Source organism: Streptomyces sp. NPDC058620 (genome assembly GCF_042717135.1).
Lineage (GTDB): Bacteria > Actinomycetota > Actinomycetes > Streptomycetales > Streptomycetaceae > Streptomyces.
The window spans coordinates 278,581-300,388 of the sequence record NZ_JBHXQO010000001.1; the positions used below are offsets into that span (position 1 = coordinate 278,581).

At 70.8% G+C, this 21,808-nt stretch carries 21 protein-coding genes; 14 read left to right on the top strand and 7 right to left on the bottom strand.

All coding sequences use genetic code 11. The features are described 5' to 3' along the window. Nucleotides 1–9 precede the first annotated feature (9 nt). Both scpA and ACFWSK_RS01210 read right to left on the bottom strand, forming a co-directional pair. On the bottom strand, nt 10–2,250 hold the full coding sequence (gene scpA / locus ACFWSK_RS01205) for a methylmalonyl-CoA mutase (protein WP_383780255.1): 2,241 nt from the start codon (nt 2,248–2,250) through the stop codon (nt 10–12). Next, entirely contained in the window at nt 2,250–4,106 is a 1,857-nt protein-coding gene (locus ACFWSK_RS01210) for a methylmalonyl-CoA mutase family protein (protein ID WP_383780257.1), read from the bottom strand. Before ACFWSK_RS01210 ends, scpA begins: the two co-directional genes overlap by 1 nt. Nucleotides 4,107–4,415: 309 nt before the next feature. On the opposite strand from ACFWSK_RS01210, the gene ACFWSK_RS01215 reads away from it, so the two are divergent. From ACFWSK_RS01215 to ACFWSK_RS01230, 4 genes are all read left to right on the top strand, one after another. Further along, nucleotides 4,416–5,213 carry a tyrosine-protein phosphatase gene (locus tag ACFWSK_RS01215; protein ID WP_383780784.1) on the top strand — a complete coding sequence of 266 codons (798 nt, stop codon included), beginning with the start codon at nt 4,416–4,418 and terminating at the stop codon, nt 5,211–5,213. Between the two features lie 144 nt (nt 5,214–5,357). Next, entirely contained in the window at nt 5,358–6,308 is a 951-nt protein-coding gene (locus ACFWSK_RS01220; RefSeq protein WP_383780260.1) for a hypothetical protein, read from the top strand. Between the two features lie 86 nt (nt 6,309–6,394). Continuing rightward, the gene (locus ACFWSK_RS01225; RefSeq protein ID WP_383780262.1) at nt 6,395–6,805 is read left to right on the top strand and encodes a DUF1992 domain-containing protein; all 411 of its coding nucleotides are present in this window, start codon (nt 6,395–6,397) and stop codon (nt 6,803–6,805) included. A gap of 31 nt (nt 6,806–6,836) precedes the next feature. Continuing rightward, nucleotides 6,837–7,313 (top strand): GNAT family N-acetyltransferase, encoded by a 477-nt coding sequence (locus ACFWSK_RS01230; protein WP_383780264.1) that lies wholly within the window; start codon nt 6,837–6,839, stop codon nt 7,311–7,313. A gap of 71 nt (nt 7,314–7,384) precedes the next feature. Here ACFWSK_RS01230 and ACFWSK_RS01235 read toward each other — a convergent pair whose 3' ends face one another. Next, the gene (locus ACFWSK_RS01235; protein ID WP_383780266.1) at nt 7,385–7,771 is read right to left on the bottom strand and encodes a VOC family protein; all 387 of its coding nucleotides are present in this window, start codon (nt 7,769–7,771) and stop codon (nt 7,385–7,387) included. Nucleotides 7,772–7,974: 203 nt separating this feature from the next. Between ACFWSK_RS01235 and ACFWSK_RS01240 the strand changes: the two genes are divergently transcribed. Then, a complete protein-coding gene (locus ACFWSK_RS01240) occupies nt 7,975–8,538 on the top strand; it encodes a DUF6328 family protein (protein WP_383780787.1) in 564 nt (187 codons plus the stop codon). A 2-nt stretch (nt 8,539–8,540) separates the two neighbouring features. On the opposite strand, the gene ACFWSK_RS01245 is transcribed toward ACFWSK_RS01240, so the two are convergent. Together ACFWSK_RS01245 and ACFWSK_RS01250 are read right to left on the bottom strand one after the other, a co-directional pair. Continuing rightward, nucleotides 8,541–9,365, bottom strand: a complete 825-nt coding sequence (locus tag ACFWSK_RS01245; RefSeq protein WP_383780269.1) for a VOC family protein — start codon at nt 9,363–9,365, stop codon at nt 8,541–8,543. A gap of 152 nt (nt 9,366–9,517) precedes the next feature. Further along, the gene (locus tag ACFWSK_RS01250; RefSeq protein ID WP_383780271.1) at nt 9,518–9,862 is read right to left on the bottom strand and encodes a DUF6479 family protein; all 345 of its coding nucleotides are present in this window, start codon (nt 9,860–9,862) and stop codon (nt 9,518–9,520) included. Between the two features lie 174 nt (nt 9,863–10,036). Between ACFWSK_RS01250 and ACFWSK_RS01255 the strand changes: the two genes are divergently transcribed. The 7 genes from ACFWSK_RS01255 to ACFWSK_RS01285 all read left to right on the top strand — a co-directional run bounded on the left by ACFWSK_RS01255 (nt 10,037) and on the right by ACFWSK_RS01285 (nt 18,886). Next, nucleotides 10,037–10,423: a hypothetical protein gene (locus ACFWSK_RS01255; protein WP_383780273.1), complete on the top strand. Its 387-nt coding sequence runs from the start codon at nt 10,037–10,039 to the stop codon at nt 10,421–10,423. Nucleotides 10,424–10,528: 105 nt separating this feature from the next. Then, nucleotides 10,529–11,161: a (2Fe-2S)-binding protein gene (locus ACFWSK_RS01260; protein ID WP_383780275.1), complete on the top strand. Its 633-nt coding sequence runs from the start codon at nt 10,529–10,531 to the stop codon at nt 11,159–11,161. Continuing rightward, nucleotides 11,158–12,168 (top strand): FAD binding domain-containing protein, encoded by a 1,011-nt coding sequence (locus ACFWSK_RS01265; protein ID WP_383780278.1) that lies wholly within the window; start codon nt 11,158–11,160, stop codon nt 12,166–12,168. The genes ACFWSK_RS01260 and ACFWSK_RS01265 overlap by 4 nt, the downstream gene beginning before the upstream one ends. Before the next feature lie 18 nt (nt 12,169–12,186). Further along, nucleotides 12,187–14,283 carry a xanthine dehydrogenase family protein molybdopterin-binding subunit gene (locus ACFWSK_RS01270; RefSeq protein WP_383780281.1) on the top strand — a complete coding sequence of 699 codons (2,097 nt, stop codon included), beginning with the start codon at nt 12,187–12,189 and terminating at the stop codon, nt 14,281–14,283. A 173-nt stretch (nt 14,284–14,456) separates the two neighbouring features. After that, nucleotides 14,457–14,918, top strand: coding sequence for an ATP-binding protein (locus ACFWSK_RS01275; RefSeq protein WP_383780283.1), 462 nt, complete (start codon nt 14,457–14,459; stop codon nt 14,916–14,918). 152 nt (nt 14,919–15,070) lie between these two features. Beyond that, on the top strand, nt 15,071–16,474 hold the full coding sequence (locus ACFWSK_RS01280) for an NADP-dependent succinic semialdehyde dehydrogenase (protein ID WP_383780285.1): 1,404 nt from the start codon (nt 15,071–15,073) through the stop codon (nt 16,472–16,474). 45 nt (nt 16,475–16,519) lie between these two features. Then, nucleotides 16,520–18,886: a phosphoketolase gene (locus ACFWSK_RS01285; protein WP_383780288.1), complete on the top strand. Its 2,367-nt coding sequence runs from the start codon at nt 16,520–16,522 to the stop codon at nt 18,884–18,886. A gap of 49 nt (nt 18,887–18,935) precedes the next feature. Here the strand turns inward: ACFWSK_RS01285 and ACFWSK_RS01290 are convergent, their stop codons facing one another. Together ACFWSK_RS01290 and ACFWSK_RS01295 are read right to left on the bottom strand one after the other, a co-directional pair. Then, nucleotides 18,936–19,340 (bottom strand): hypothetical protein, encoded by a 405-nt coding sequence (locus ACFWSK_RS01290; protein WP_383780290.1) that lies wholly within the window; start codon nt 19,338–19,340, stop codon nt 18,936–18,938. A gap of 138 nt (nt 19,341–19,478) precedes the next feature. Next, nucleotides 19,479–20,594, bottom strand: coding sequence for a chemotaxis protein (locus tag ACFWSK_RS01295; RefSeq protein ID WP_383780789.1), 1,116 nt, complete (start codon nt 20,592–20,594; stop codon nt 19,479–19,481). A 133-nt stretch (nt 20,595–20,727) separates the two neighbouring features. Here ACFWSK_RS01295 and ACFWSK_RS01300 point away from each other — a divergent pair, with 133 nt between their 5' ends. Further along, entirely contained in the window at nt 20,728–21,222 is a 495-nt protein-coding gene (locus ACFWSK_RS01300; protein WP_383780292.1) for a DUF1269 domain-containing protein, read from the top strand. A 41-nt stretch (nt 21,223–21,263) separates the two neighbouring features. Continuing rightward, the gene (locus tag ACFWSK_RS01305; RefSeq protein WP_383780295.1) at nt 21,264–21,806 is read left to right on the top strand and encodes a hypothetical protein; all 543 of its coding nucleotides are present in this window, start codon (nt 21,264–21,266) and stop codon (nt 21,804–21,806) included. Nucleotides 21,807–21,808 lie beyond the last annotated feature (2 nt).

A 21,808-nucleotide genomic window follows, 5' to 3' on the forward strand; every position in this document is an offset into this window, starting at 1 on the left:
GTCAGCGGCTCACAGCTCGTGGCCGAGCGCGGCACCCAGCCGCGTGACCAGGTCGTGGGCCGCGTCCGGGATCACCGTCCCGGGCGGGAAGACGGCCGTGGCCCCGGCCTCGTGCAACGCCTCGATGTCCTGCGGCGGAATCACCCCGCCGACCACGATCATGATGTCCTCGCGACCCTCGGCCGCCAGTTCCTCGCGGAGCGCCGGAACGAGCGTGAGATGCCCGGCGGCCAGCGAGGAGACACCCACGACGTGGACGTCCGCCTCGACCGCCTGCCGTGCCACCTCGCCCGGCGTCTGGAAGAGCGGGCCGACGTCGACATCGAAGCCCAGGTCGGCGAAGGCCGTGGCGATCACCTTCTGGCCGCGGTCATGTCCGTCCTGGCCCATCTTCGCGACGAGAATGCGCGGACGACGGCCCTCCGCCTCCTCGAACGCGTCGACCAGCGTGCGGGTGCGGTCCACTGCGGGGGACTCTCCTGCCTCTTTGCGGTACACCCCGGAGATCGTACGGATCTGGCCCGCGTGCCTGCCGTACACCTTCTCCAGTGCGTCCGAGATCTCGCCGACGGTGGCCATCGCCCGGGCCGCGTCGACCGCCAGCGCCAGCAGGTTCCCGTCCAGATCCGGACCGGGTTCGCGTCCGGCCGCGGCCGTCAGCGCCCGCAGCGCCTCCTGGCACGCCGTCTCGTCGCGCTCCTCGCGCAGCCGCCGCAGCTTCTCGATCTGCTGGGTGCGCACGGACGAGTTGTCGACCTTGAGCACGTCGATCTTCTCGTCGGTCTCCACCCGGTACTTGTTGACCCCGATGACCGGCTGGCGACCGGCGTCGATCCGCGCCTGCGTACGGGCCGCGGCCTCCTCGATCCGGAGCTTGGGGATACCGGCGTCGATGGCCTTGGCCATACCGCCCGCGGCCTCGACCTCCTCGATGTGCTGCCAGGCCCGCTGTGCCAGATCGTGCGTGAGCTTCTCCACGTACGCGCTGCCGCCCCACGGGTCGATGACCCGGCAGGTGCCCGACTCCTGCTGGAGCAGCAACTGCGTGTTACGGGCGATCCGTGCCGAGAAGTCCGTCGGCAGGGCCAGCGCCTCGTCCAGTGCGTTGGTGTGCAGCGACTGGGTGTGCCCCTGGGTGGCGGCCATCGCCTCCACACAGGTCCTGGTGACGTTGTTGAACACGTCCTGCGCGGTCAGCGACCACCCGGAGGTCTGCGAATGGGTGCGCAGCGAGAGGGACTTGGCGTTCTTCGGCTCGAACTCCCCGACCAGCTTCGCCCACAGCAGCCGTGCCGCCCGCAGCTTCGCGATCTCCATGAAGAAGTTCATGCCGATCGCCCAGAAGAACGACAGGCGCGGAGCGAACGCGTCGACGTCCAGGCCCGCCTCACGCCCGGCCCGCAGATACTCCACCCCGTCGGCCAGCGTGTACGCCAGCTCCAGATCGGCCGTCGCACCGGCCTCCTGGATGTGATAGCCGGAGATGGAGATCGAGTTGTACCGGGGCATCTTCTGCGAGGTGAACGCGAAGATGTCGGAGATGATCCGCATCGAGGGACCCGGCGGGTAGATGTAGGTGTTGCGGACCATGAACTCCTTGAGGATGTCGTTCTGAATGGTCCCGGCGAGCTTCTCCGGCGGTACGCCCTGTTCCTCGGCGGCCACGATGTACAGCGCCAGTACGGGCAGTACCGCACCGTTCATCGTCATCGACACCGACATCTTGTCCAGCGGGATGCCGTCGAAGAGCTGGCGCATGTCGTAGATCGAGTCGATGGCCACGCCCGCCATGCCGACATCGCCCGTCACCCGGGGGTGGTCGCTGTCGTAGCCGCGGTGGGTGGGCAGGTCGAAGGCGACCGAGAGCCCCTTCTGACCGGCCGCGAGGTTGCGCCGGTAGAAGGCGTTGGACTCCTCGGCCGTGGAGAAGCCCGCGTACTGCCGGATGGTCCACGGCTGATTGACGTACATCGTCGGGTAGGGGCCGCGCAGATACGGGGCGATGCCCGGGTACGTCCCGAGGAAGTCGAGACCCTCCAGGTCCTCGTCCGTGTACAGCGGTTTGACGGCGATGCCCTCCGGCGTCTCCCAGAGGAGACCCTCGTCGGACAGGCCGGTCGCCTCCTTCACCGCTCCGCGCCAGCGGTCGGCGGACGCCTCAGGGGCGACGGCCGTGCCGAGCGGGACCTCGGAGAAGTCGGGGATCGGATTCCCCGCAGCGGTACCGGGTGTGGTTCCGGGGTTCTGCATCACGCCACTCCCATGCGGTCGAGTACGGAGGAGAGGACGGCGACCACATCGCAGCCGGCGAAGACATGACCGTCGACACCGGCGTACTCACCGGGCCGGCCCGCGAGGAGCACCTGCCCGGCACCGGCCGCCTTCAGGGCGGCGGCGACCGAGTCGGCCTGCTCGGCGTAGAGCGCGTCACTGGAACAGAGGCAGGCCACCGTCGCACCACTGGCGGCGAAGGCGGCGGCGACCGTCGAGGCGTCCACCGAAACGGGGTCGTGGACGGGCTCGATGCCACCGGCCCGGAACAGGTTCGAGGCGAACGACGCCCGCGCCGTGTGCGTCGCGGCCGGACCCAGCGCGGCGAGGAACACCGTGGGACGCGCGCCCGACGCCGTCACATGGGCATCGGACCGGGTACGCAGCGCCTCGAACGCCTCGTCCCTGCGGACCTTGGGCAGACCTCCGCCCGAGGCGGCGGCGGGCGCCGGTTCGCGCTCCACGGGGGGCTCCGCGAGATTCGGGAACTCGCTGACGCCGGTCACCGGCTCCTTGCGGCGCGCCAGATTCCTGCTGCGGGCCGCCCAGGTGGCGGCGAGCCGCTCACCGGCCATGCCGGAGCGCAGAGCGGCGGCCTGACCACCGGCCCGCTCGATCTCCTGGAAGAACTCCCAGGCGGCAGCGGCCAGTTCTGCGGTGAGCCGCTCCACGTACCAGGAGCCGCCCGCCGGGTCGATGACCCGCGCCAGGTGCGACTCCTCCATCAGGATCGTCGAGGTGTTGCGCGCGATGCGCCGCGCGAAGGCGTCCGGAAGACCCAGCGCATGGTCGAACGGCAGCACGGTCACGGAATCCGCTCCGCCGACACCCGCCCCGAGGCACGCCAGCGTGGTCCGCAGCATGTTCACCCAGGGGTCGCGGCGCGTCATCATGACCGACGAGGTCACCGCGTGCTGCCGCTGAGCCCCGGCGTCCACTGACCCGCTCACCTCGGCGACCCGCGCCCAGAGCAGCCGTGCGGCGCGGAGTTTGGCGATGGTCAGGAACTGGTCGGCGGTGGCCGCGAACCGGAACTCCAGCTGGGCACAGGCCGCCTCGACGGACAGTCCCGCCCCCGTCAGTTCCCGGAGACAGGCGACCCCGGTCGCCAGCGAGAAGCCCAGCTCCTCAGCGGCCGAACCGCCGGCCTCGTGGTACGGCAACGCGTCCACGGTCAGCGCCCGCAGGCCGGGGTATTCGGCGTCACAGACCCGCGCCCAGCGGACGGCGGCGTCGAAGTCCGGCTCGGTGCCGGTACGGGCCGCGTGGCCCAGCGGGTCCGCGCCGAGACTGCCGCGCACGGCCTCCTTCGGTACGCCCTGCTCCTCGTTGAGCCGCAGCAACTCCCGTACGGCGGGCTCGAATTCACCGCCGGCGTCGAGTGCCACGGGGGCCAGGTCGAGCAGGACGCCGTCCAGGGCCCGGGCGAGGCCGGCGGCCGGAATCCCGGCGGGCCCGCCCACGGTCAGCCACAGGGACGTCGCACCGTTCTCCAGATCGGCGAGCACGGCCTCGTTCAGGCGCGCGGGGTCCGTCAGGGTGTGGTGCGGGCGCACGTCCCAGCCGCCGGCGGTGTTCCCTTCGGCCCTGCCACCCCTGGTGAAGGGCGCGAAGCCGGGAAGGCCGGCAGCGGGCGAGCTGTCGTTCGAGGTGTAGAGGGGCCGGGTGGTGAGCCCGTCCTCCAGTGCGGTGGACAGTGCTTCTTCGGCGGCCGTGCCCGTGACTTCCTTGCCCGACTTACGGAGCACGCCTTCGACAAGGCGCTGCCACTGTTCGTGGGAAGGGTCAGAGAACTCGGCGGCCAGAGGAAGCCCGTCAGCAGGCAGGACCGTCATGCTCAGATGCTAGGGCAGCTATTTGGGCCGCAGCGGGGGACCGGCTGTGACCTTGCCCTCTCAGGGTCGTACTTGATCCTTTACGGACCGTGGCGTATCCGGGGCGGCGGGGCATGACCCGGCCGCCGCGTTCGGCGAGGGAAAACGGGCGTGCGGTGCCTATTATGTGGAAGTCACCCTGTGTATGACTGAATGACCAGGAGTGCCGGACTTCGGAGACGGGTTGCGGCGCTCACCTTCGTCGAAGTTCGCACTGCATGCGACGTTGATCCTGGCTTGTGCGGTTCGTCGGGAAAGAGGCAGATGATCATGCAGACCGCCCGGGCCGTCCCGGCCGCCACCGTCTTCAATCTGCGCGACCTGGGTGGCATCGCCCTCGCGCGCGACCGCAGGATGCGGCAGGGCATCCTGCTGCGCTCCGGGCAGCTGAGCGGCCTCGACACCGAACGCGACGTGGCGGTGGCCGCGCTCGGCATCCGTACCGTCGTCGACCTGCGTACCGCCGACGAGCGGCAGTGGGCCCCGGACCGGCTGCCCTCGGGTGCCCGGCTCTTCGTCGCCGATGTGCTCAGGGACAAGCCGGGCGTCGCCCCCGCCCGGCTCAAGGCCCTGCTGTCCGATCCGGACGGGGCCGAGAAGGTGCTCGGCGGCGGAAAGGCCGAGGAACTGTTCGCGGAGACCTACCGGCAGATGGTGCTGTCGCCGGGCGCCGCTGCCGCCTATCGCGCGTTTCTGGAGACGGCGGCCGATCCGCGTGCCAGGCCGGTTCTCTTCCACTGCACGGCGGGCAAGGACCGCACCGGCTGGGCCACCGCACTCCTGCTGCTGATCGCCGGTGCGTCGAGGGAGGCGGTCCGGGCGGAGTTCCTGGCCGTGAACCCGGCCGTACGGGCCGCCTTCGCGCCGTACGTACAGGGCTTCCTGGACGCGGGAGGCTCCCCGGACATCGCCTCGGCGGTCGTGGAGGTCCGCCCCCGCTACCTGGACGCGGCGCTGGACGCCGTGGACGAACGGTGGGGCGGGCTCGGCGGCTACATACGGGACGGTCTGCGGCTGCCCGAGCCGGTGGTGGAGCGGCTGCGCGCCGAACTCGCCGTGCCCGCCTGACCCCCGTGCGCACCGCACCACCCGTCCCGGTCCCGGTCTCGTCGGAGGCGGGGTGGGAAAGACGGCGCATCCGGCTTGACTCCATACCCCCAGGGGGTATGTTGGGTGTCGGAAGCAGACCCGTCACCTTCTGGGGAGACCGCCATGAACACCGGACTGAGGATCACCGCCTTCGCTGCCGCGCTCGCCGCCACGTTCGGCACCGCGTACGGCATCGGCAAGGGCGTCGACCCCGTGTTCGACACCGCGTCGCAGCATGCGGGCCCGTCGCACGCCGCGCAGGAGAAGCAGGAGAAGGCCGGGGGAGGCGGGCACGGAGGCCACCAGGAGAAGGCCGGGGGAGACGGCCACCAGGAGGAAGCCGGGGCGGCGGAGAAGGGCAGGACCGCAGGGGGTCTGGAGATCTCCGAGGGCGGATACACCCTGGCGCTCGAAACGCCGACGGTGACGGCCGGTGACCGGAGCGAGATCCGGTTCGCCATCAAGGACGAGCACGGCGACAACGTCACCGGCTTCCGCCGCGAGCACGGCAAGGAACTCCACTTCATCCTGGCCTCGCGCGACCTCACCACCTACCGCCATCTGCACCCGGTGCGGGAGGCCGACGGCACCTGGTCGACTGCTGTCGAACTGCCCGCAGCCGGTGGGTACCGCGCCTTCGCCGACTTCACCCCCGCAGGCGAGCGGAGTACGAACCACACGCTCGGCGCCGATCTCGCCGTGGCCGGGGCCTTCCGCCCCGCTGCGATGCCGCCCGTCCGAGCCGCCGCGGAAGTCGACGGCTATCAGGTCGCACTCGACGGCGGACTGCGCGCCGGCAGGGCCGGTGAACTCACGCTGACCGTCAGCAAGGACGGCAGGCCCGTCGCCGACCTCCAGCCCTACCTCGGCGCCTACGGGCACCTTTTGGCCCTGCGCTCCGGCGACCTGGCCTACCTGCACGTCCACCCGAACGACGGCGGTCCAGGCCCGGAGGTCTCGTTCACCGCGACGGCGCCCAGTGCGGGCACCTACCGGCTCTTCCTCGACTTCCGGCACGAAGGCAAGGTCCGCACCGCGTCGTTCACCGTCGAGGTGGCCGCAGCGGATCACTGACCGCCCGGGTACCGCCTCCGGGTATCGTGAACGAGCGGAACGCGAAGGCCGGGAGCAGAAGTCGGGAATCCTGAAAGGGGTCAACGGTGACCGAGCGCAAGCCGCCGGGCGTCAGTTTCGAGTCGTGGGTGGACAAACAGATCCGTGAAGCCGAAGAACGCGGTGACGTCTCCCAGTTGCCCGGCTTTGGCAAGCCGCTCCCCGGCCTCGAGCGACCGTACGACGAGACCTGGTGGATCAAGGCGAAGATGCAGCGCGAGGGCCTTTCGGTCCTTCCGCCGGCGCTGGCGTTGCGCAAGGAGGCGGAGGACGTCGTCGAGTCGGTGGCCCTGGCCAGGACCGAGGCCGAGGTGCGACGGGTCCTCGCGGAGGTGAACGAGAAGATCAACAAGGCGCTCCTGATGCCACCGGAAGGTCCGCCGCTGAACCTGAAGCCCTTCGATGTCGAGGCCACCGTTCAGGAGTGGCGCGAGGCGCGGGAGCGGAAGCGGGACTGAAGGGCGTGCCCCCGTGCGTAATACTCGCTCTATGAGATCAACTGCTACGGAGCCCGGCGCAACCGTGGCGATCAGGCGGGCGACCGCCCGCGACGCCAAGCGGCTGACGCGGCTGGTCAGGACCTCCCGCGCATACGAGGGCCCGTACGCCCCCATGGTCGAGGGCTACCGGATCGGCCCCGACTACATCGAGACGCACCAGGTGTTCGTGGCCGCCGACACCGTCACCGGTCAGGTGCTGGGGTTCTACGCGCTGATCATCTCGCCCCCCGAGCTCGACCTGATGTTCGTCGGTGACCAGGCGCAGGGGCTCGGCATCGGGCGCAGGCTCATCGGTCACCTGAAGGAGGAGGCGAGGCGTGCCGGGGTGACCGGCGTGCGCATCGTCTCCCACCCGCCGGCCGAGGGTTTCTACCGCGGCATGGGAGCCGAACCGGTCGGTACCGTCCTGGCCAGCCCGCCCGCGGTGATGTGGGACCGGCCCGAGCTGCTGCTCGGCATCGGCTGACCTGCTCCCGCCGATACGCGAAGGTGCCCGGCCGGGTCCCGTGACAGGACCCGGCCGGGCTCCCCGGATGACTACGACCAGCCGCCGTAGGGGACCGTCAGGATCTCCATGCCGTGACCGCTCGGATCGGGGAAGTACACACCCCGTCCGCCGTCGTTGCGGTTGATCTCGCCAGGAATCTTCTGATGAGGATCCGCGTAGTACGGGATTCCCAGCTCCTCGATGCGGGCGAAGGCCACGTCGAACTCCGCCTCCGAGATCAGGAAGGCGTAGTGCTGCGGGGTGATCGACTCGGCGGGAATGGTCGCGAAGTCCAGAGTGATGTCGTTCGCGAGCAGGAGCGGGACGAAGGGGCCCCACTGCTCGCCGGCCTCCAGGCCCAGTATGTGCGCCAGGAACTCGGCGGACTCCCGATTGTTCCGGCAATGAACGATGGTGTGGTTCAGCTTGACCGACACTGTGGAATGCCTCCAGCGGGCATCTCACGGGCTACCTCCACGCCTCACCCGGCCGGTGACCGACGCGCGATGCCGTGCGGAAAATCTTAGGTGAATGATTCCGTGCCGTCGAGGGCACAAGGCGATATGCCATGTGGTGCGTGGGCGGTTGGATGCCGCCATGGAAAGCATGGCCCCAGAAACGGAGGCATTTCGTGGCATCGATATCGAGCGGCGGGGTCAGTGAGCGCCGCGACAGCGGCCGGCTGCTTGACAACGGCCGTGCGGAGACCGAGGAGGAGCGGGCGGACCGGCGGTGGACCGAGCTGCTTCAGGAATTGCGGGTCGCTCAGACCGGCGTGCAGATCCTGTTCGGCTTTCTGCTCGCCGTGGTCTTCCAGCCCCGGTTCACCACGCTTTCGGACATCGACCGCGGGATCTATGTGGTGACCGTACTGCTGGGCTCCGCGACGGTGGCCGCACTGATAGGGCCGGTGTCGTACCACCGGCTGCTGACCGGGCGGCGGGTGAAGCCGCAGACGGTCATGTGGGCCTCGCGGGCGACCGTCATGGGACTCGGGCTGCTGTTCTGCACGATGTGCTCCGCCCTGCTGCTCATCATGAGGGTGGCGCTGCACAATTCCCTGGCTCTGTGGCTCGTGGGAGCCATGGCGCTGTGGTTCTTCGTGTGCTGGTTCGTGATCCCGCTCCGGGCCCGGGCCCGGAGCGCCGATCCGCAGCCTCAGGAGGGCGAAGGGCTCGCGGAGCGGTCCGGCCGGGACCGGTGAGCTCAGTCCTCGGAGATGTCCGGGGTGCGGACGTCCGTGACGGTGAAGAGCCCGCCGTCGGGGTCCCGCAGGGTCGCTTCGCGACCGTGGGGGACCGGACGCCGCTCGACCAGGTCCCCTCCGTGCTCCACCGCGGAGGTCACGGTCGTCTCCACGTCGGCCACGGGGAACTGGACCTGCCAGTGCGGGCGGACCAAGGGGTCCGGCGCCGATTCGACCGCGCCGGAGCTGATCCGGGCGAGGGGCCGTCCCTCGCACCGCACGATGACCTCGTCCTTCACGTAGGCCACCTCGCAGCAGCCGGGGTTCCCGCTGGCCCAGTCGAGCACCTCGCCGTAGAAGATCGCGGCGTCGAAGGCGTTTCTCGTCCGCAGCCGGAGCCAGGCGTGGGAATGGCCGTCGGGGGCCGGGGGAGAGGTGCTGGACTCCGTCCGCTCCCAGATGCCGAACACGGCGCCGTCCCGGTCGGAGGCGAGGGCCCCGCGTCCCTTGCCGAGCGACAGCGGGCCCACGGCGACCGTTCCGCTGCGCTCACGGATGCGGGCGGCGGCCACGTCGGCGTCCCCGACGGCGAAGTACGGAATCCACGCCACCGCCACCTGGTAGGCCGAAGCACCCGCCACGATCCCGGCGACCGGCATGTTGTCGCGGCGCGCCACGGAGAACTCCTGGCCCAGCCGGCCCGGCCGGAACGTCCAGCCCAGCACGGCCCCGTAGAAATACTGCGCGGCATCAAGATCGCGGGTCATCAGATTGACCCAGCAGGGGGCGGCGGGCCCGGTCAGGGGCGCGGCGGTCGAGCTCGTCCCCGGTTCGCTTGCGGTCATGGTCCCACTGCCTTCGTCGGTTCTGCGGCATGACTTCCTCGGTGCCGCGGGGCCAGAACAAGCCTCATCGCAGGAGCGCACTCCCGCAACACGCGACCCCGCCGGGGCGGCCAGGAGCGGCCGCCCCGGCGGGGCTGTGCGCCGGGGGCGGATCAGCGGCCGTCGCGGGGCGGGTCGGTCTCGGTCTCGGGCGGGATCGCTGCGTTGCCCCGGTCGCTGAGCTCGTGGGGGGAGAGGCGATGGCCGTCCGCGGGGAATTCGTCCGCGCCGTGCTTCCCACTCTCCTCGATGTGGGTCCGGTGCTCCGGCCTCAGCGGCTGCTCCTCGGGGCTCGGCGGCGGCGACTCCTGGTCCCGGCGGCGCTTGCCCAGCCAGAAGGCGCCGATGAGCATGCACACCAGGGCGACCCCGATGATCGGCAGGACGATGCCGAAGGGGCCACCGTCCTCGGCGAGGGTTGCGGCGAGAAGACTCTGCGCTTCGTTCGATACATCCATGATTGCCGCATACCCCGAAGACTTACGTACAGTCGGGTATCAGGGTTAATTCATGTTTTGTGACGATCTGCGGGGAAAGGTGTTTCGCACACACGTCCCCTTCGTGTCGCAGTCGTCCGGCTGCGGGGTGAGCCTGGAGGGGAGAGCCGCCAGGCCCGACCGGAAGGAACCACGGTGAACAGCACGGCAGAGCAGTCCCCCGGCCATCAGGAAAGCCGGGACGTAGTGGTAGCGGTCACGGGATGTGCGAAGGAGGACGCGCGGACCGTCTTCGACGTGTTGCGGCACTCCTTCGCCTCCGACCGGCCGGCGGAGGACGAGCCCGAGGAGGCGTCGCAGACGCGCCCGACCGTGTGGTTCGCGACCGTCGATGTCAGTGAGACCAGGGCCGCGGACGCACCCGCGCCGCTGAGCGCGCCGGTGCTCGTGGACGTGCAGGGCGGTTACTGGGCGGTCGACCGTTTCCGTCGGCACCTCGCCGAGTCGTTCGCCGTACGGATGGTCGGAACGGCCGCCGGTGACCAGGAGGAGGAGGTGCGGCTGAAGCTGGCCAACCGGTAGTCCATACGGCGTCAGGTCCCGACCGGCCGGCCCCGGTCCCGCGCAGCACCCCGCACATCTGGTAGGAACCAGGGCAAAAGCCTCGGACCCGGAAGGTGCTCGCGCATGGACCCCACCAGTCCCGGGGAGGGCGGTACCGGCCAGGTCAGGGCCGCCCACCACGACCGGTCGACACTCACCCTGCACATCAACGGGGCCGCGCGGACGCTGACGCTCGATCACCGCACCACGGTCCTGGACGCGCTGCGCCAGCACCTCGGTCTCACCGGCGCCAAGAAGGGCTGCGACCACGGCCAGTGCGGTGCGTGCACCGTGATCGTCGACGGGCGGCGGGTCAACAGCTGCCTCCTGCTGGCCGTGGCCCACGACGGTGCCCACGTCACCACAGTCGAAGGGCTGGCCGACGGGGACGGCCTGCACCCCGTACAGCAGGCGTTCCTGGAACGGGACGCCCTCCAGTGCGGATACTGCACCCCGGGCCAGATCTGCTCGGCCGTCGGCATGCTGGGTGAAGCGGCCGACGGATTCCCGTCCCATGCCACCCCGCACGACTCCCTGGCCACCCCGCACGATTCCCTGGCCGCCCCGTACGGCTCCCTCGCCGCCCCGGACGAGGCCGCCGGAGTCCCGCCCGCCTCCCTGGGCCGGGACGAGATCCGGGAACGGATGAGCGGCAATCTCTGCCGCTGCGGCGCCTACCCCCGCATCGTCGAGGCCATCGAGGACGTGACGCCGTGAAACCCTTCGCCTACCTGCGCCCCGCCTCCGTCGCGGAGGCCGTCCGCGCGGGTGCCGGCCACCCAGGGGCCCGCTTCCTCGGCGGCGGCACCAACCTCGTCGACCTCATGAAGCTCGGCGTCGAGACCCCCGATCTGCTCATCGATGTCAGCCGGCTGCCCCTGGACCGGGTGACCAGCACCCCCGAAGGCGGCGTACGGATCGGCGCGACGGTACGCAACAGCGACCTGGCCGCGCATCCCGCCGTACGCACCCGCTACCCCGCGGTGTCGCAGGCCCTTCTCGCCGGAGCGTCCGGGCAGCTGCGGAACGCCGCCACCACCGGCGGGAACCTGCTCCAGCGCACCCGCTGCCCGTACTTCCAGGACCTCTCCAAGCCGTGCAACAAGCGGACGCCGGGCGCCGGCTGCTCGGCACGGGGGAGTTCCCACCGCGACCTGGCCGTCCTCGGGTACTCCGACCAGTGCGTCGCCGTCGGCCCCTCGGACATGGCCGTCGCGCTCGCCGCCCACGACGCCACGGTCCGGCTGCACGGCCCCGAGGGCGAGCGGACCGTACCCGTCACCGGCTTCCACCGGCTGCCCGGCGAGAACCCGGACCAGGACACCACGATCCGGCCGGGCGAGCTGATCACCGAAGTGGCGCTGCCGCCCGGCCCGGACCACGCCGTCTCGCTCTACCGCAAAGCCCGCGACCGCGCCTCGTACGCCTTCGCCCTGGCCTCCGTCGCCGTCGTGCTGGACGTGCGCGACGGGCGCATCGAACACGCGGCGCTCGCTTTCGGGGGCCTGGCCCACCAGGCGTGGCGCGCCCGCGCGGCCGAGGAGGTCCTGCGGGGCGCACCCGCCACGCGGGACACCTTCGTACGGGCGGCACGCGCCGAACTCGACGCGGCGCAGCCCCTGCGCGGCAACGCCTTCAAGGTGGCCCTCGCCCGGAACCTGGCCGTCGGCGCGCTCACCGAGCTCACCGCCCGGGCCGTATCGCCCGGCACACCCCGCATCTGAGGAACCGAGGACTCACCTATGAGCCACGCCCACCAGTCCACGGGCGCGCCGGTCGTCCGCCGCGAGGCCCGGGACAAGGTCACCGGCTCCGCGCGCTACGCCGCCGAGCACGCACCGCCCGGCTGTCTGCGGGCGTGGCCCGTCCCCGCCACCATCGCCCGCGGACGGATTACCGCGATCCGGACCGCCGACGCACTCTCCCTCCCCGGCGTGCACACCGTCCTCACCCACGACAACGCCCCGCGACTGAAGGAGCCGGACGACCCGATCCTCGCGGTCCTCCCGAACGACCGTGTCCCGCACCGCGGCTGGCCCGTGGCGCTCGTGCTAGCCGACTCGCTCGAAGCCGCCCGCGCCGGGGCCCGGGCGGTGCGGATCGAGTACGAGACCGGCGAGCACGACGTCGTCCTCACGGACGACCACCCGGGGCTCTACACACCCGAGGAGGCGAACGGCGGCCACCCCGCCGTCCGCGAACGCGGGGACTTCGACGGTGCGTACGCCGCGGCCCCCGTCCGTATCGACGCGACGTACACCCTCGAAGCCCTCCACAACCACCCCATGGAGCCGCACGCCTCCACCGCACGGTGGAGCGACGACCGTCTGACCGTGCACGACTCCAGTCAGGGCGCCACGAAGGTACGCGACAGCCTCGCCCAGGCGTTCGGGCTCCGGACCGCGCAGGTCACCGTCGTTTCCGAGCACGTCGGCGGAGGATTCGGCTCGAAGGGAACGCCGCGCCCCCAGGCAGTGCTGGCGGCCATGGCCGCGATGTATACCGGGCAGGTGGTCGAACTCGCCATGCCAAGGCAGCAGTTGGCCGCCGTGGTGGGCCACCGGGCGCCCACCGTGCAACGCGTACGGCTCGGCGCCGACGACGACGGTGTGATCACCGCGCTGGCCCACGAGATCATTACCCACACCTCCACCGTCAAGGAGTTCGTCGAGCAGGCCGCCGTACCCGCTCGCACCATGTACACCTCGCCCCACAGCCGCACCGTGCACCGCGTGGCCGCTCTCGACGTGCCCAGTCCGTCCTGGATGCGCGCACCGGGGGAGGCGTCGGGGATGTACGCGCTGGAGTCGGCCATGGACGAACTGGCCTGCGCCCTGGGCATGGACCCCGTCGAGCTGCGCCTGCGCAACGAACCGGCGGCGGAGCCGGACAGCGGGCGGCCGTTCAGCAGCCGCAACCTCGCGGCCTGTCTGCGGGACGGCGCCGAACGGTTCGGCTGGTACCGGCGCGACCGGCGGCCCGCGGTCCGGCAGGAGGGGCCGCTACTGATCGGCACCGGGGTGGCCTCGGCGACGTACCCCGTTCTCGTCAGCCCTTCCACCGCATCGGCCCACGCGGCACCCGACGGCTCCTACCGCATCCGGACCAACGCCACCGACATCGGGACGGGCGCCCGCACCGTCCTCGCCCAGATCGCCGCCGCGGCGCTGGATACCCCCGTGGAGAACGTGACCGTCGAGATCGGGAGCAGCGACCTGCCCAGTGCCCCACTGGCCGGAGGGTCCTCCGGTACGGCCTCCTGGGGGTGGGCCGTGCACAAGGCGGCCGAGGTCCTGGCGGACCGGCTGCGCGAGCACACCGGGCCGGTCCCGGACGACGGGATCACCGTCACCGCCGACACCGAGCAGGAGACGGCGCAGGAGCCGCCGTACGCACGGCACGCGTTCGGCGCGCAGTTCGCCGAAGTCGCGGTCGACTCCCTCACGGGTGAGGTGCGCGTGCGGCGCCTGCTCGGCGTCTACGCCGCCGGGCGCATCCTCAACGCCCGCACCGCACGCTCCCAGTTCATCGGCGGCATGGTCATGGGCCTGGGCATGGCCCTGACCGAGGGCAGCACCATGGACCCGGTCTTCGGCGACTTCGTCGAGAGCGACCTGGCCTCCTACCACGTGCCGGTCTGCGCCGACGTCCCCGACATCAGCGCCCACTGGATCGAGGAGGACGATCCGCACCTCAACCCCATGGGGAGCAAGGGCATCGGGGAGATCGGCATCGTCGGTACCGCCGCCGCCATCGGGAACGCCGTGCGCCACGCCACCGGCGCCCGGCTGCGCGCACTGCCGCTCACCCCCGACAAGCTTCTGCCGTACCTGGCGTGAACGCGCCCGTTCGGCCGCGCTGACCTGCTGAAAACGCCCATTTGTTGCGGTATCGGCTCCTCCGGGTCACCCTAATGAGTGACCCAGAAGTGATGACTGCTCACGCTTCGTATTCGGGGGTCGTTGGTTCGACAAGGTGAAGCATGTGGGCCTCGCGGTGAGGAGCCTCGACGATGACCGTTCCACTCGACCGGAGCTATCAGGTCGAACTGCACGTTTCGGCAGAACGCGTTTCCCAGCTGCGGCGCATCGTCGCCGCACACCTTCGTCACTGGAGTCTCGAACTGCACGTCCGGCCGGTGTGCCGGGCCGCCGAGGAGCTTCTGACGAACGTCCACCGGCATGTCGGCGACGACAACAAGGCCGTCGTCGAACTCCGCTGGACCGGCCGGCACCTCACGGTGTCCGTGTCCGACAACGGCAGTGAGATGCCCAGGCTGCTCAGTGGCGGTGGCGGCGGCCTCAGCCGCGTCATGGCCCTGAGCGACAGCTGGGGCACCTGCAGGACCAACGAGGGCAAGGTCGTCTGGTTCACCCGCTACGCCCAGGCGCCTCGGAGCACCGAACTGGTGCCGCACCCGCCGCTGCCGGGGGTACGCGAAGCGCGGGAACTGCCGGTCCCCGTCCTCGTATGACAGCGCTGCCGGTGACGACCCGGCCGGTGCGGACCGTGTGCACGTTGCACGCATGATCCGCGCCGGCCGGGTACGTGTGTCCGGGGGGACGCGTTTGCGCGGCGGAGCGCGGCGCTGCACGGTCGAAGTACTTACGCAAGGAGGCCACTGCCATGCCCATCGCGACGGTCAACCCCGCGAACGGCGAGACACTCACGTCATTCGACGCGCTGGGGCCGGAGGAGACCGAGCGACGGCTCGCCACCGCCGACAGTGCGTTCCGCGCGTACCGGACCACCGGCTTCGACACGCGGGCCCGGCTGCTCAACCGCGCCGCCGACCTCCTGGACGAGGACCAGGAGGAGATCGCCCGCACCATGACCACCGAGATGGGCAAGCCGGTCAAGGCCGCCCGAGCGGAGGCCGCCAAGTGCGCCAAGGCCATGCGCTGGTACGCGGCCAACGCCGAGCGGCTGCTCGCGGACGAGGACCCGGCCGACGCCGATGTGCGTGACGCCGGTGCCTCCAGGGCCTACGTCCGCTACCGCCCGCTGGGCGTCGTCCTCGCCGTCATGCCGTGGAACTTCCCGCTCTGGCAGGTCGTACGCTTCGCGGCCCCCGCCCTCATGGCGGGCAACGTCGGCCTGCTCAAGCACGCGTCGAACGTCCCGCAGACCGCCCTCTACCTGGAGGACCTGTTCCGCAGGGCCGGATTCCCCGAGGGCTGCTTCCAGACCCTGCTCGTGGGTTCGAAGGCCATCGAGGCGATCCTGCGCGACCCCCGGGTCGCCGCCGCGACGCTTACCGGCAGCGAGCCCGCCGGCCGGTCCGTCGCGTCGATCGCGGGGGACGAGGTGAAGAAGACGGTCATGGAACTGGGCGGCAGCGATCCGTACGTGGTGCTGCCCTCCGCGGACATCGGCAAGGCGGCGGCGACCGCTGTGACGGCCCGCGTGCAGAACAACGGGCAGTCCTGCATCGCGGCCAAGCGCTTCATCGTCCACACCGACGTGTACGACGTGTTCGCCGAGCGGTTCACCGAGGGCATGCGCGCACTGACCGTCGGGGACCCGGCGCGGGAGAGCACCGACATCGGACCGCTCGCCAGCGAGCGCGGCCGCGCCGACCTGGAGGAACTCGTCGACGACGCGGTACGGCGGGGCGCCACCGCGCTGTGCGGCGGCGCCCGGCCCGAGGGGCTGGGTGGCGGGCTGGACGCCGGCTGGTTCTACACCCCGACGGTCCTGTCCGGCATCACGCCCGAGATGCGCATCCACCGGGAGGAGACGTTCGGCCCGGTGGCCACGCTCTACCGCGCCGCCGACCTGGACGAGGCCGTGGCGCTCGCCAACGACACGCCGTTCGGGCTGAGCTCCAACGTGTGGACGCAGGACACCGACGAGATGGACCGCTGCGTACGCGACCTGGAGGCGGGCGGTGTCTTCTTCAACGGCATGACGGCCTCGCACCCCGCGCTGCCGTTCGGCGGAGTCAAGCGCTCCGGCTACGGGCGTGAGCTCTCCGGCCACGGCATCCGCGAGTTCTGCAACGCCACGACCGTCTGGTACGGCGCCTGACGGGGTGCTGACGATCCTGCCCGCACCCTGCCGAGGAGTCACCCGATGAGCGACGCCCCTCTGTCCGACCACGAACTCGCGGCACTCGACGCGCACTGGCGCGCCGCCAACTACCTCGCCGTCGGCCAGATCTACCTGATGGCCAACCCTCTGCTGGAACACCCACTCGCGCCGGAGCACATCAAGCCCCGCCTCCTCGGCCACTGGGGTACCTCGCCCGGACTGAACCTCGTGTACACCCACCTCAACCGGATCATCAAGGCCCGCAAGCAGCAGACACTCTGCGTCTGGGGTCCGGGCCACGGCGGACCCGCGGTCCTCGCCAACTCCTGGCTGGACGGCAGCTATACCGAGACGTATCCCGATGTGACCCGGGACGCCGAGGGCATGGAAATCCTGTTCAAGCAGTTCTCCTTCCCCGGCGGTGTGCCCAGCCACGTCGCGCCGGAGACCCCGGGCTCCATCCACGAGGGCGGCGAACTCGGTTACGCCCTCACGCACGCCTACGGCGCCGCCTTCGACCACCCGGAGCTGCTGGTCGCGTGCGTCATCGGCGACGGGGAGGCGGAGACGGGGCCGCTCGCCGCGTCCTGGCACTCCAACAAGTTCCTCGACCCGGTGCACGACGGGGCGGTCCTGCCGATCCTGCACCTCAACGGATACAAGATCGCCAACCCGACGGTCCTCGCCCGCATCCCGGAGAGCGAACTCGACGCGCTGCTGCGCGGCTGCGGTCATGATCCGCTGTACGTCAGCGGCGACGAACCCGCCGCCGTCCACCGCGAGCTCGCCGCCGCGATGGACCTCGCCGTGGACCGCATCCACGCCTTCCAGCGGGCCGCGCGCACCGGGGGCGCGACCGAGCGCCCCCGGTGGCCGATGATCGTCCTGCGCACCCCCAAGGGCTGGACCGGCCCGGCGGAGGTCGACGGGCTGCCGGTCGAGGGGACCTGGCGCGCCCACCAGGTCCCGCTGCCCGGGGTGCGCGACAACCCCGAGCACCTGCGCCAGCTGGAGGCGTGGATGCGTTCGTACGGGCCCGAGGAGCTCTTCGGCGGCTCGGGGCGCCCGACCGCACAGGTCCTCGACTGCGTGCCCGAGGGCGGTCTCAGGCTCGGCGCGACCCCGTACGCGAACGGCGGTCTGCTCCTGCGGGCCCTGCCGGTCCCGCCCCTCGACGACTACGCCGTTCCGGTGGACAGGCCCGGCGCCACCCTCCACGAGCCCACCACCGTCCTGGGCGGGCTGCTCGAAGGAGTCATGGCGGCCACCGCCGAGCGCCGGGACTTCCGGGTCGTCGGTCCCGACGAGACCGCGTCCAACCGGCTCGACGCCCTCTACGAGGCCACCGGCAAGGCGTGGCAGGCGCAGGTCCTCCCGGTCGACGAACACCTCGCCCGCGACGGCCGCGTCATGGAAGTGCTCTCCGAGCACCTCTGCCAGGGCTGGCTGGAGGGTTACCTCCTGACCGGGCGGCACGGGCTGTTCTCGTGTTACGAGGCGTTCGCCCACATCGTCGACTCGATGGTCAACCAGCACATCAAATGGCTGCGCACCTCACGCCGGCTCGGCTGGCGCCGGCCCATCGCCTCACTGAACTACCTGCTCACCTCACACGTATGGCGCCAGGACCACAACGGTTTCTCCCACCAGGACCCCGGATTCGTCGACCACATCCTCAGCAAGAGCCCTGAGGTCGTCCGCGTCTACCTGCCGCCGGACGCCAACACCCTGCTGTCCGTCGCGGACCACGCCCTGCGCAGCAGGGACTACGTCAACGTGATCGTGGCGGGCAAACAACCGGGCTTCGACTGGCTGACCCTCGACGAGGCCCGGGCCCATTGCGCACGCGGGGCAGGGGCCTGGGAGTGGGCCGGTACGGAGGACGGCAGCCGGGAACCCGATGCGGTGCTCGCCTGCGCCGGAGACGTACCCACCCTGGAAGCACTGGCCGCGGCGAGCCTGCTCCGCAGGCACCTTCCGGAACTGGCCGTGCGGGTGGTCAACGTCGTCGACATGACGAGGCTGCTGCCGCAGGGGGAGCATCCGCACGGGATGCCCGACTCCGAGTACGACGCCCTGTTCACCACCGACAAGCCCGTGATCTTCGCTTACCACGGCTATCCGTGGCTGGTGCACCGGCTGGCGTACCACCGAACCGGCCACCCGCATCTGCATGTACGGGGATACAAGGAGGAGGGCACGACCACCACACCGTTCGACATGCTGGTCCGCAACGATCTCGACCGTTTCAGGCTGGTCATGGACGTCATCGACCGGGTGCCCGGTCTCGGGGTCCGTGCCGTCGCCGTACGCCAGGCGATGGCGGACGCGCGCACGCGCCACCACGCCTGGATTCGTGAACACGGCACGGACCTGCCGGAGGTCGAGGACTGGACCTGGGACGGCTGATGCCGCCCCGGGCCCGCGGCAGGGCGTTCCCCGGGGGCGGGCGGGCCGCTCAGCGCACGGTCACATGCACGACGGGCGAGACCGCACCGCCACCGACGGTCCTCAGCGCGTTCTCGCCCTTGACGCCGAGCAGCACGCGCAGGCTGTAGGTGTGGTCGCGGTTGGTGTTCATCGAGGCGGGCAGGGACACCCACCGCTTGCCCTGCTTCTGCTGAAGGGTGACCTTGGTGCCCGCCGGGAGGTGTTGGGCCGGTCCGTGGACCCGGAATTCCTGCCAGGCCAGTACGCTGCGCACGGTCGTCTCCGCGCTGAGCGCGGGAAGCGCCGCCTGCTTCCCGGCGCTCGGCTGGACGGGTGGAGCGGGAACACCGGACGAGGCAGCGGCCCCGCCCGCACCCGCGAGTACGGCCACCGCTGTCACGACGGCCGCCGAAACGCACCTGTAGCGAACCATGAATGACTCTCCTTCGTACGAAGCCCATCGAGGGGATCGGCTATGGAGCGTCAAACCTAGGCATAAATCGCATAATCACCCGACAGGGACACGCGGGGTCATGGTCGGCATGACCCCGCGTTCCCCGTTTCCCCGTGCTCAGTACCGCAGCGCCGCCGCGATCCGTCCGTGCTCTGAGAGGGCGTCGTCCGCGAGGAACACCACTTCGGAACCGCTGTCCAGAGCCGCCTCGACGAGCTCGTCGACGATGTCCTCGCGGACCTGGCCGTCCGCCGTCCCTACGGTCCCGGGGGCCACCGGCTCCAAGTGCTCGTCCGTGACCTGGACCGTCCGCTGGAAATGCTCCTCCACGGCGACCAGACCGGCCCGCCCCTCCCGTACCGCGGCCCACACCTCGTCCAGACCGCCGGCGAACGAGCGGCTGCCACGAGCGGCGTCGAGCCTGCCCTCGATCTCCTGCGCGGTGCGCTCCCGGTGGCTTTCGAGTGCCGGGCGGATCTCCTTGAGGAGTTCGGCCGGCGTGGTGTCGGCCGGTGCCCCCTTGGCGACCCGGCCGACCGCGGACCTGGACGCCTCTCCCGCCTCGTCCAGCAGGGCGAGCGCGGGAGCGAGCCCGACGAGATACAAGGGGCGGGGGTCGGCGGCCAGCAGAGTGCGCAGCCGCTCGTTCACGGTGCGCAGGAACTGGCGCGTGTCCTCGTTGCTGAAGGTGCTGGGCGTGTCCCCGATCCGCTCCTCGCGCTGCGGGTTCGGCGCCTCCTGCGGAGCCGTCAGCGGGAATCCGGACCTCTGCTCCTGGTGCACCGCGTCCGTCGTGCCGCTCCAGAGAAAGGCGTGCTCGGCGGACACGGTCAGTGCCCAGTACGGCCGCGCCTGGGCCTTGGCCGCGACCAGGTTCCGGGTGAGGTAGGTGTCGCTGAGGATCACGCGTTCGGGTGCGGTACGGGGCAGTTGCCAGATCTGGTACTCGTCGGCGGTGGCGAGCACGACGAGGGCGTCCAGGGCCCGGCGCGGGTCGACCTCGGCGACCGCCCGGTCCAGCTGCTCCCTGATGGCGGTCCGGGCCTCGCGCGTCACGTCCGGATCGGCCTCCAGCCGGCTCGACGCCTCCGCCACCAGGTTGCGCAGCCGTACGGCGTCCTGGGCGTTGTCGGGCGCGCGGCGGTGGGTCGGCATCGTCAGGGACAGGGCCGGATAGGGCCTCGTCGCCCGCAGGTCCTTCAACAGGCCGGCGGTCAGGGCGTCCGTATCCATCGTTCCCTCCCAGGGTTCGTGTCCGAGGTGCAGGCATCCGCTCCCGGCGGAACGGGTCATTCAACGAGTCAATTCATATCGTTTGATCCTAATATGAGCGAGTTGGCCGTTTGATGACTCGGAGGTATATGCGATGTCCACGCTGACCGTGTGGAAGTTCCAGTCGGCGGACGCCGCGGAGAACGTCGAGACGACACTGAAGTCACTCCAGAAGGAGGGGCTGATCAAGATCCTGGACGCCGCCGTGGTGAGCTGGCCGGAGGACCGGCCGAAGCCCAGGACCAAGCAGCTGCACAACCTCGTGGGCACCGGCGCGCTGAGCGGGACGTTCTGGGGCATGCTCTTCGGGCTCATCTTCCTGATGCCCCTCCTCGGCGCGGCCATCGGCGCCGCTGCCGGTGCGCTGGGCGGCAAGCTCGCCGACATCGGCATCGACGACGAGTTCATCGCCGAGGTCAAGGAGAAGGTGACCCCCGGTACGTCGGCGCTCTTCCTGCTCACCCGGGACGAGGTGCCCGACCGGATCAGTGACGCGCTCCCCGGCGGCGGCGCCGAACTTCTCCACAGCAACCTGGACACCGAGCGCGAGGCCAAGCTCCGCGACATCTTCGGCGACGACGCGGAATGACCCCCTCCACGCTCACCCCCTCCACCGAAGACGGAGCGTCCGTGAAACCGAACCGACCCCGCGTCACCCGCCTCCTGTTCCCCGCCGTACTCGCCGCGGTGCTCGGTGCCGGGACCGCCGCCTGCGACAGCGACACCACTTCCGAGGGCACGTCCAGCAACGTCCGGACGCTCAGCCCGGAGCCGGCCGCTTCCCCCCTCGCCTCGGAGAGCCCGCGTACCCAGCGCAGCAAGGAGGCGTCCGTCTCCGCCGACCTCGAACGGGTCAGGGCCGAGGCCACCAAGGTGCTCGAAGGCGCCGACGGGCGGGGCAACGCCGTCAAGGACGTGTCGGTGACCGGGCGGCCGGTCACCGAGGGCGAGGACTTCCGCAGCGCTCTCGTCCGGGTCACCAATTCCACCGGGCAGGAAGCGTTCTACGCCGTGCGCGTGGAGTTCGTCGACGCCGACGGCGAGGTCCTCGACTCCGTCGTCCTCGGCTTCGAGGACGCGCCGCCCGGTCGTACCGTCAGCAAGCAGGCCAACAGCAGCAAGGCCGCGGGCGTCACGACGTTCCCCCGGATCGCCCAGGCCGAGCGCGGCTGAGG

Excerpts from the sequence above, each read along its gene's own strand:
- scpA (WP_383780255.1), bottom strand. The coding sequence starts at position 2,250 with ATGCAGAACCCCGGAACCACACCCGGTACCGCTGCGGGGAATCCGATC.
- ACFWSK_RS01210 (WP_383780257.1), bottom strand. The coding sequence starts at position 4,106 with ATGACGGTCCTGCCTGCTGACGGGCTTCCTCTGGCCGCCGAGTTCTCT.
- ACFWSK_RS01215 (WP_383780784.1), top strand. The coding sequence starts at position 4,416 with ATGCAGACCGCCCGGGCCGTCCCGGCCGCCACCGTCTTCAATCTGCGC.
- ACFWSK_RS01220 (WP_383780260.1), top strand. The coding sequence starts at position 5,358 with ATGAACACCGGACTGAGGATCACCGCCTTCGCTGCCGCGCTCGCCGCC.
- ACFWSK_RS01230 (WP_383780264.1), top strand. The coding sequence starts at position 6,837 with ATGAGATCAACTGCTACGGAGCCCGGCGCAACCGTGGCGATCAGGCGG.
- ACFWSK_RS01245 (WP_383780269.1), bottom strand. The coding sequence starts at position 9,365 with ATGACCGCAAGCGAACCGGGGACGAGCTCGACCGCCGCGCCCCTGACC.
- ACFWSK_RS01250 (WP_383780271.1), bottom strand. The coding sequence starts at position 9,862 with ATGGATGTATCGAACGAAGCGCAGAGTCTTCTCGCCGCAACCCTCGCC.
- ACFWSK_RS01260 (WP_383780275.1), top strand. The coding sequence starts at position 10,529 with ATGGACCCCACCAGTCCCGGGGAGGGCGGTACCGGCCAGGTCAGGGCC.
- ACFWSK_RS01270 (WP_383780281.1), top strand. The coding sequence starts at position 12,187 with ATGAGCCACGCCCACCAGTCCACGGGCGCGCCGGTCGTCCGCCGCGAG.
- ACFWSK_RS01275 (WP_383780283.1), top strand. The coding sequence starts at position 14,457 with ATGACCGTTCCACTCGACCGGAGCTATCAGGTCGAACTGCACGTTTCG.
- ACFWSK_RS01280 (WP_383780285.1), top strand. The coding sequence starts at position 15,071 with ATGCCCATCGCGACGGTCAACCCCGCGAACGGCGAGACACTCACGTCA.
- ACFWSK_RS01285 (WP_383780288.1), top strand. The coding sequence starts at position 16,520 with ATGAGCGACGCCCCTCTGTCCGACCACGAACTCGCGGCACTCGACGCG.
- ACFWSK_RS01290 (WP_383780290.1), bottom strand. The coding sequence starts at position 19,340 with ATGGTTCGCTACAGGTGCGTTTCGGCGGCCGTCGTGACAGCGGTGGCC.
- ACFWSK_RS01295 (WP_383780789.1), bottom strand. The coding sequence starts at position 20,594 with ATGGATACGGACGCCCTGACCGCCGGCCTGTTGAAGGACCTGCGGGCG.
- ACFWSK_RS01300 (WP_383780292.1), top strand. The coding sequence starts at position 20,728 with ATGTCCACGCTGACCGTGTGGAAGTTCCAGTCGGCGGACGCCGCGGAG.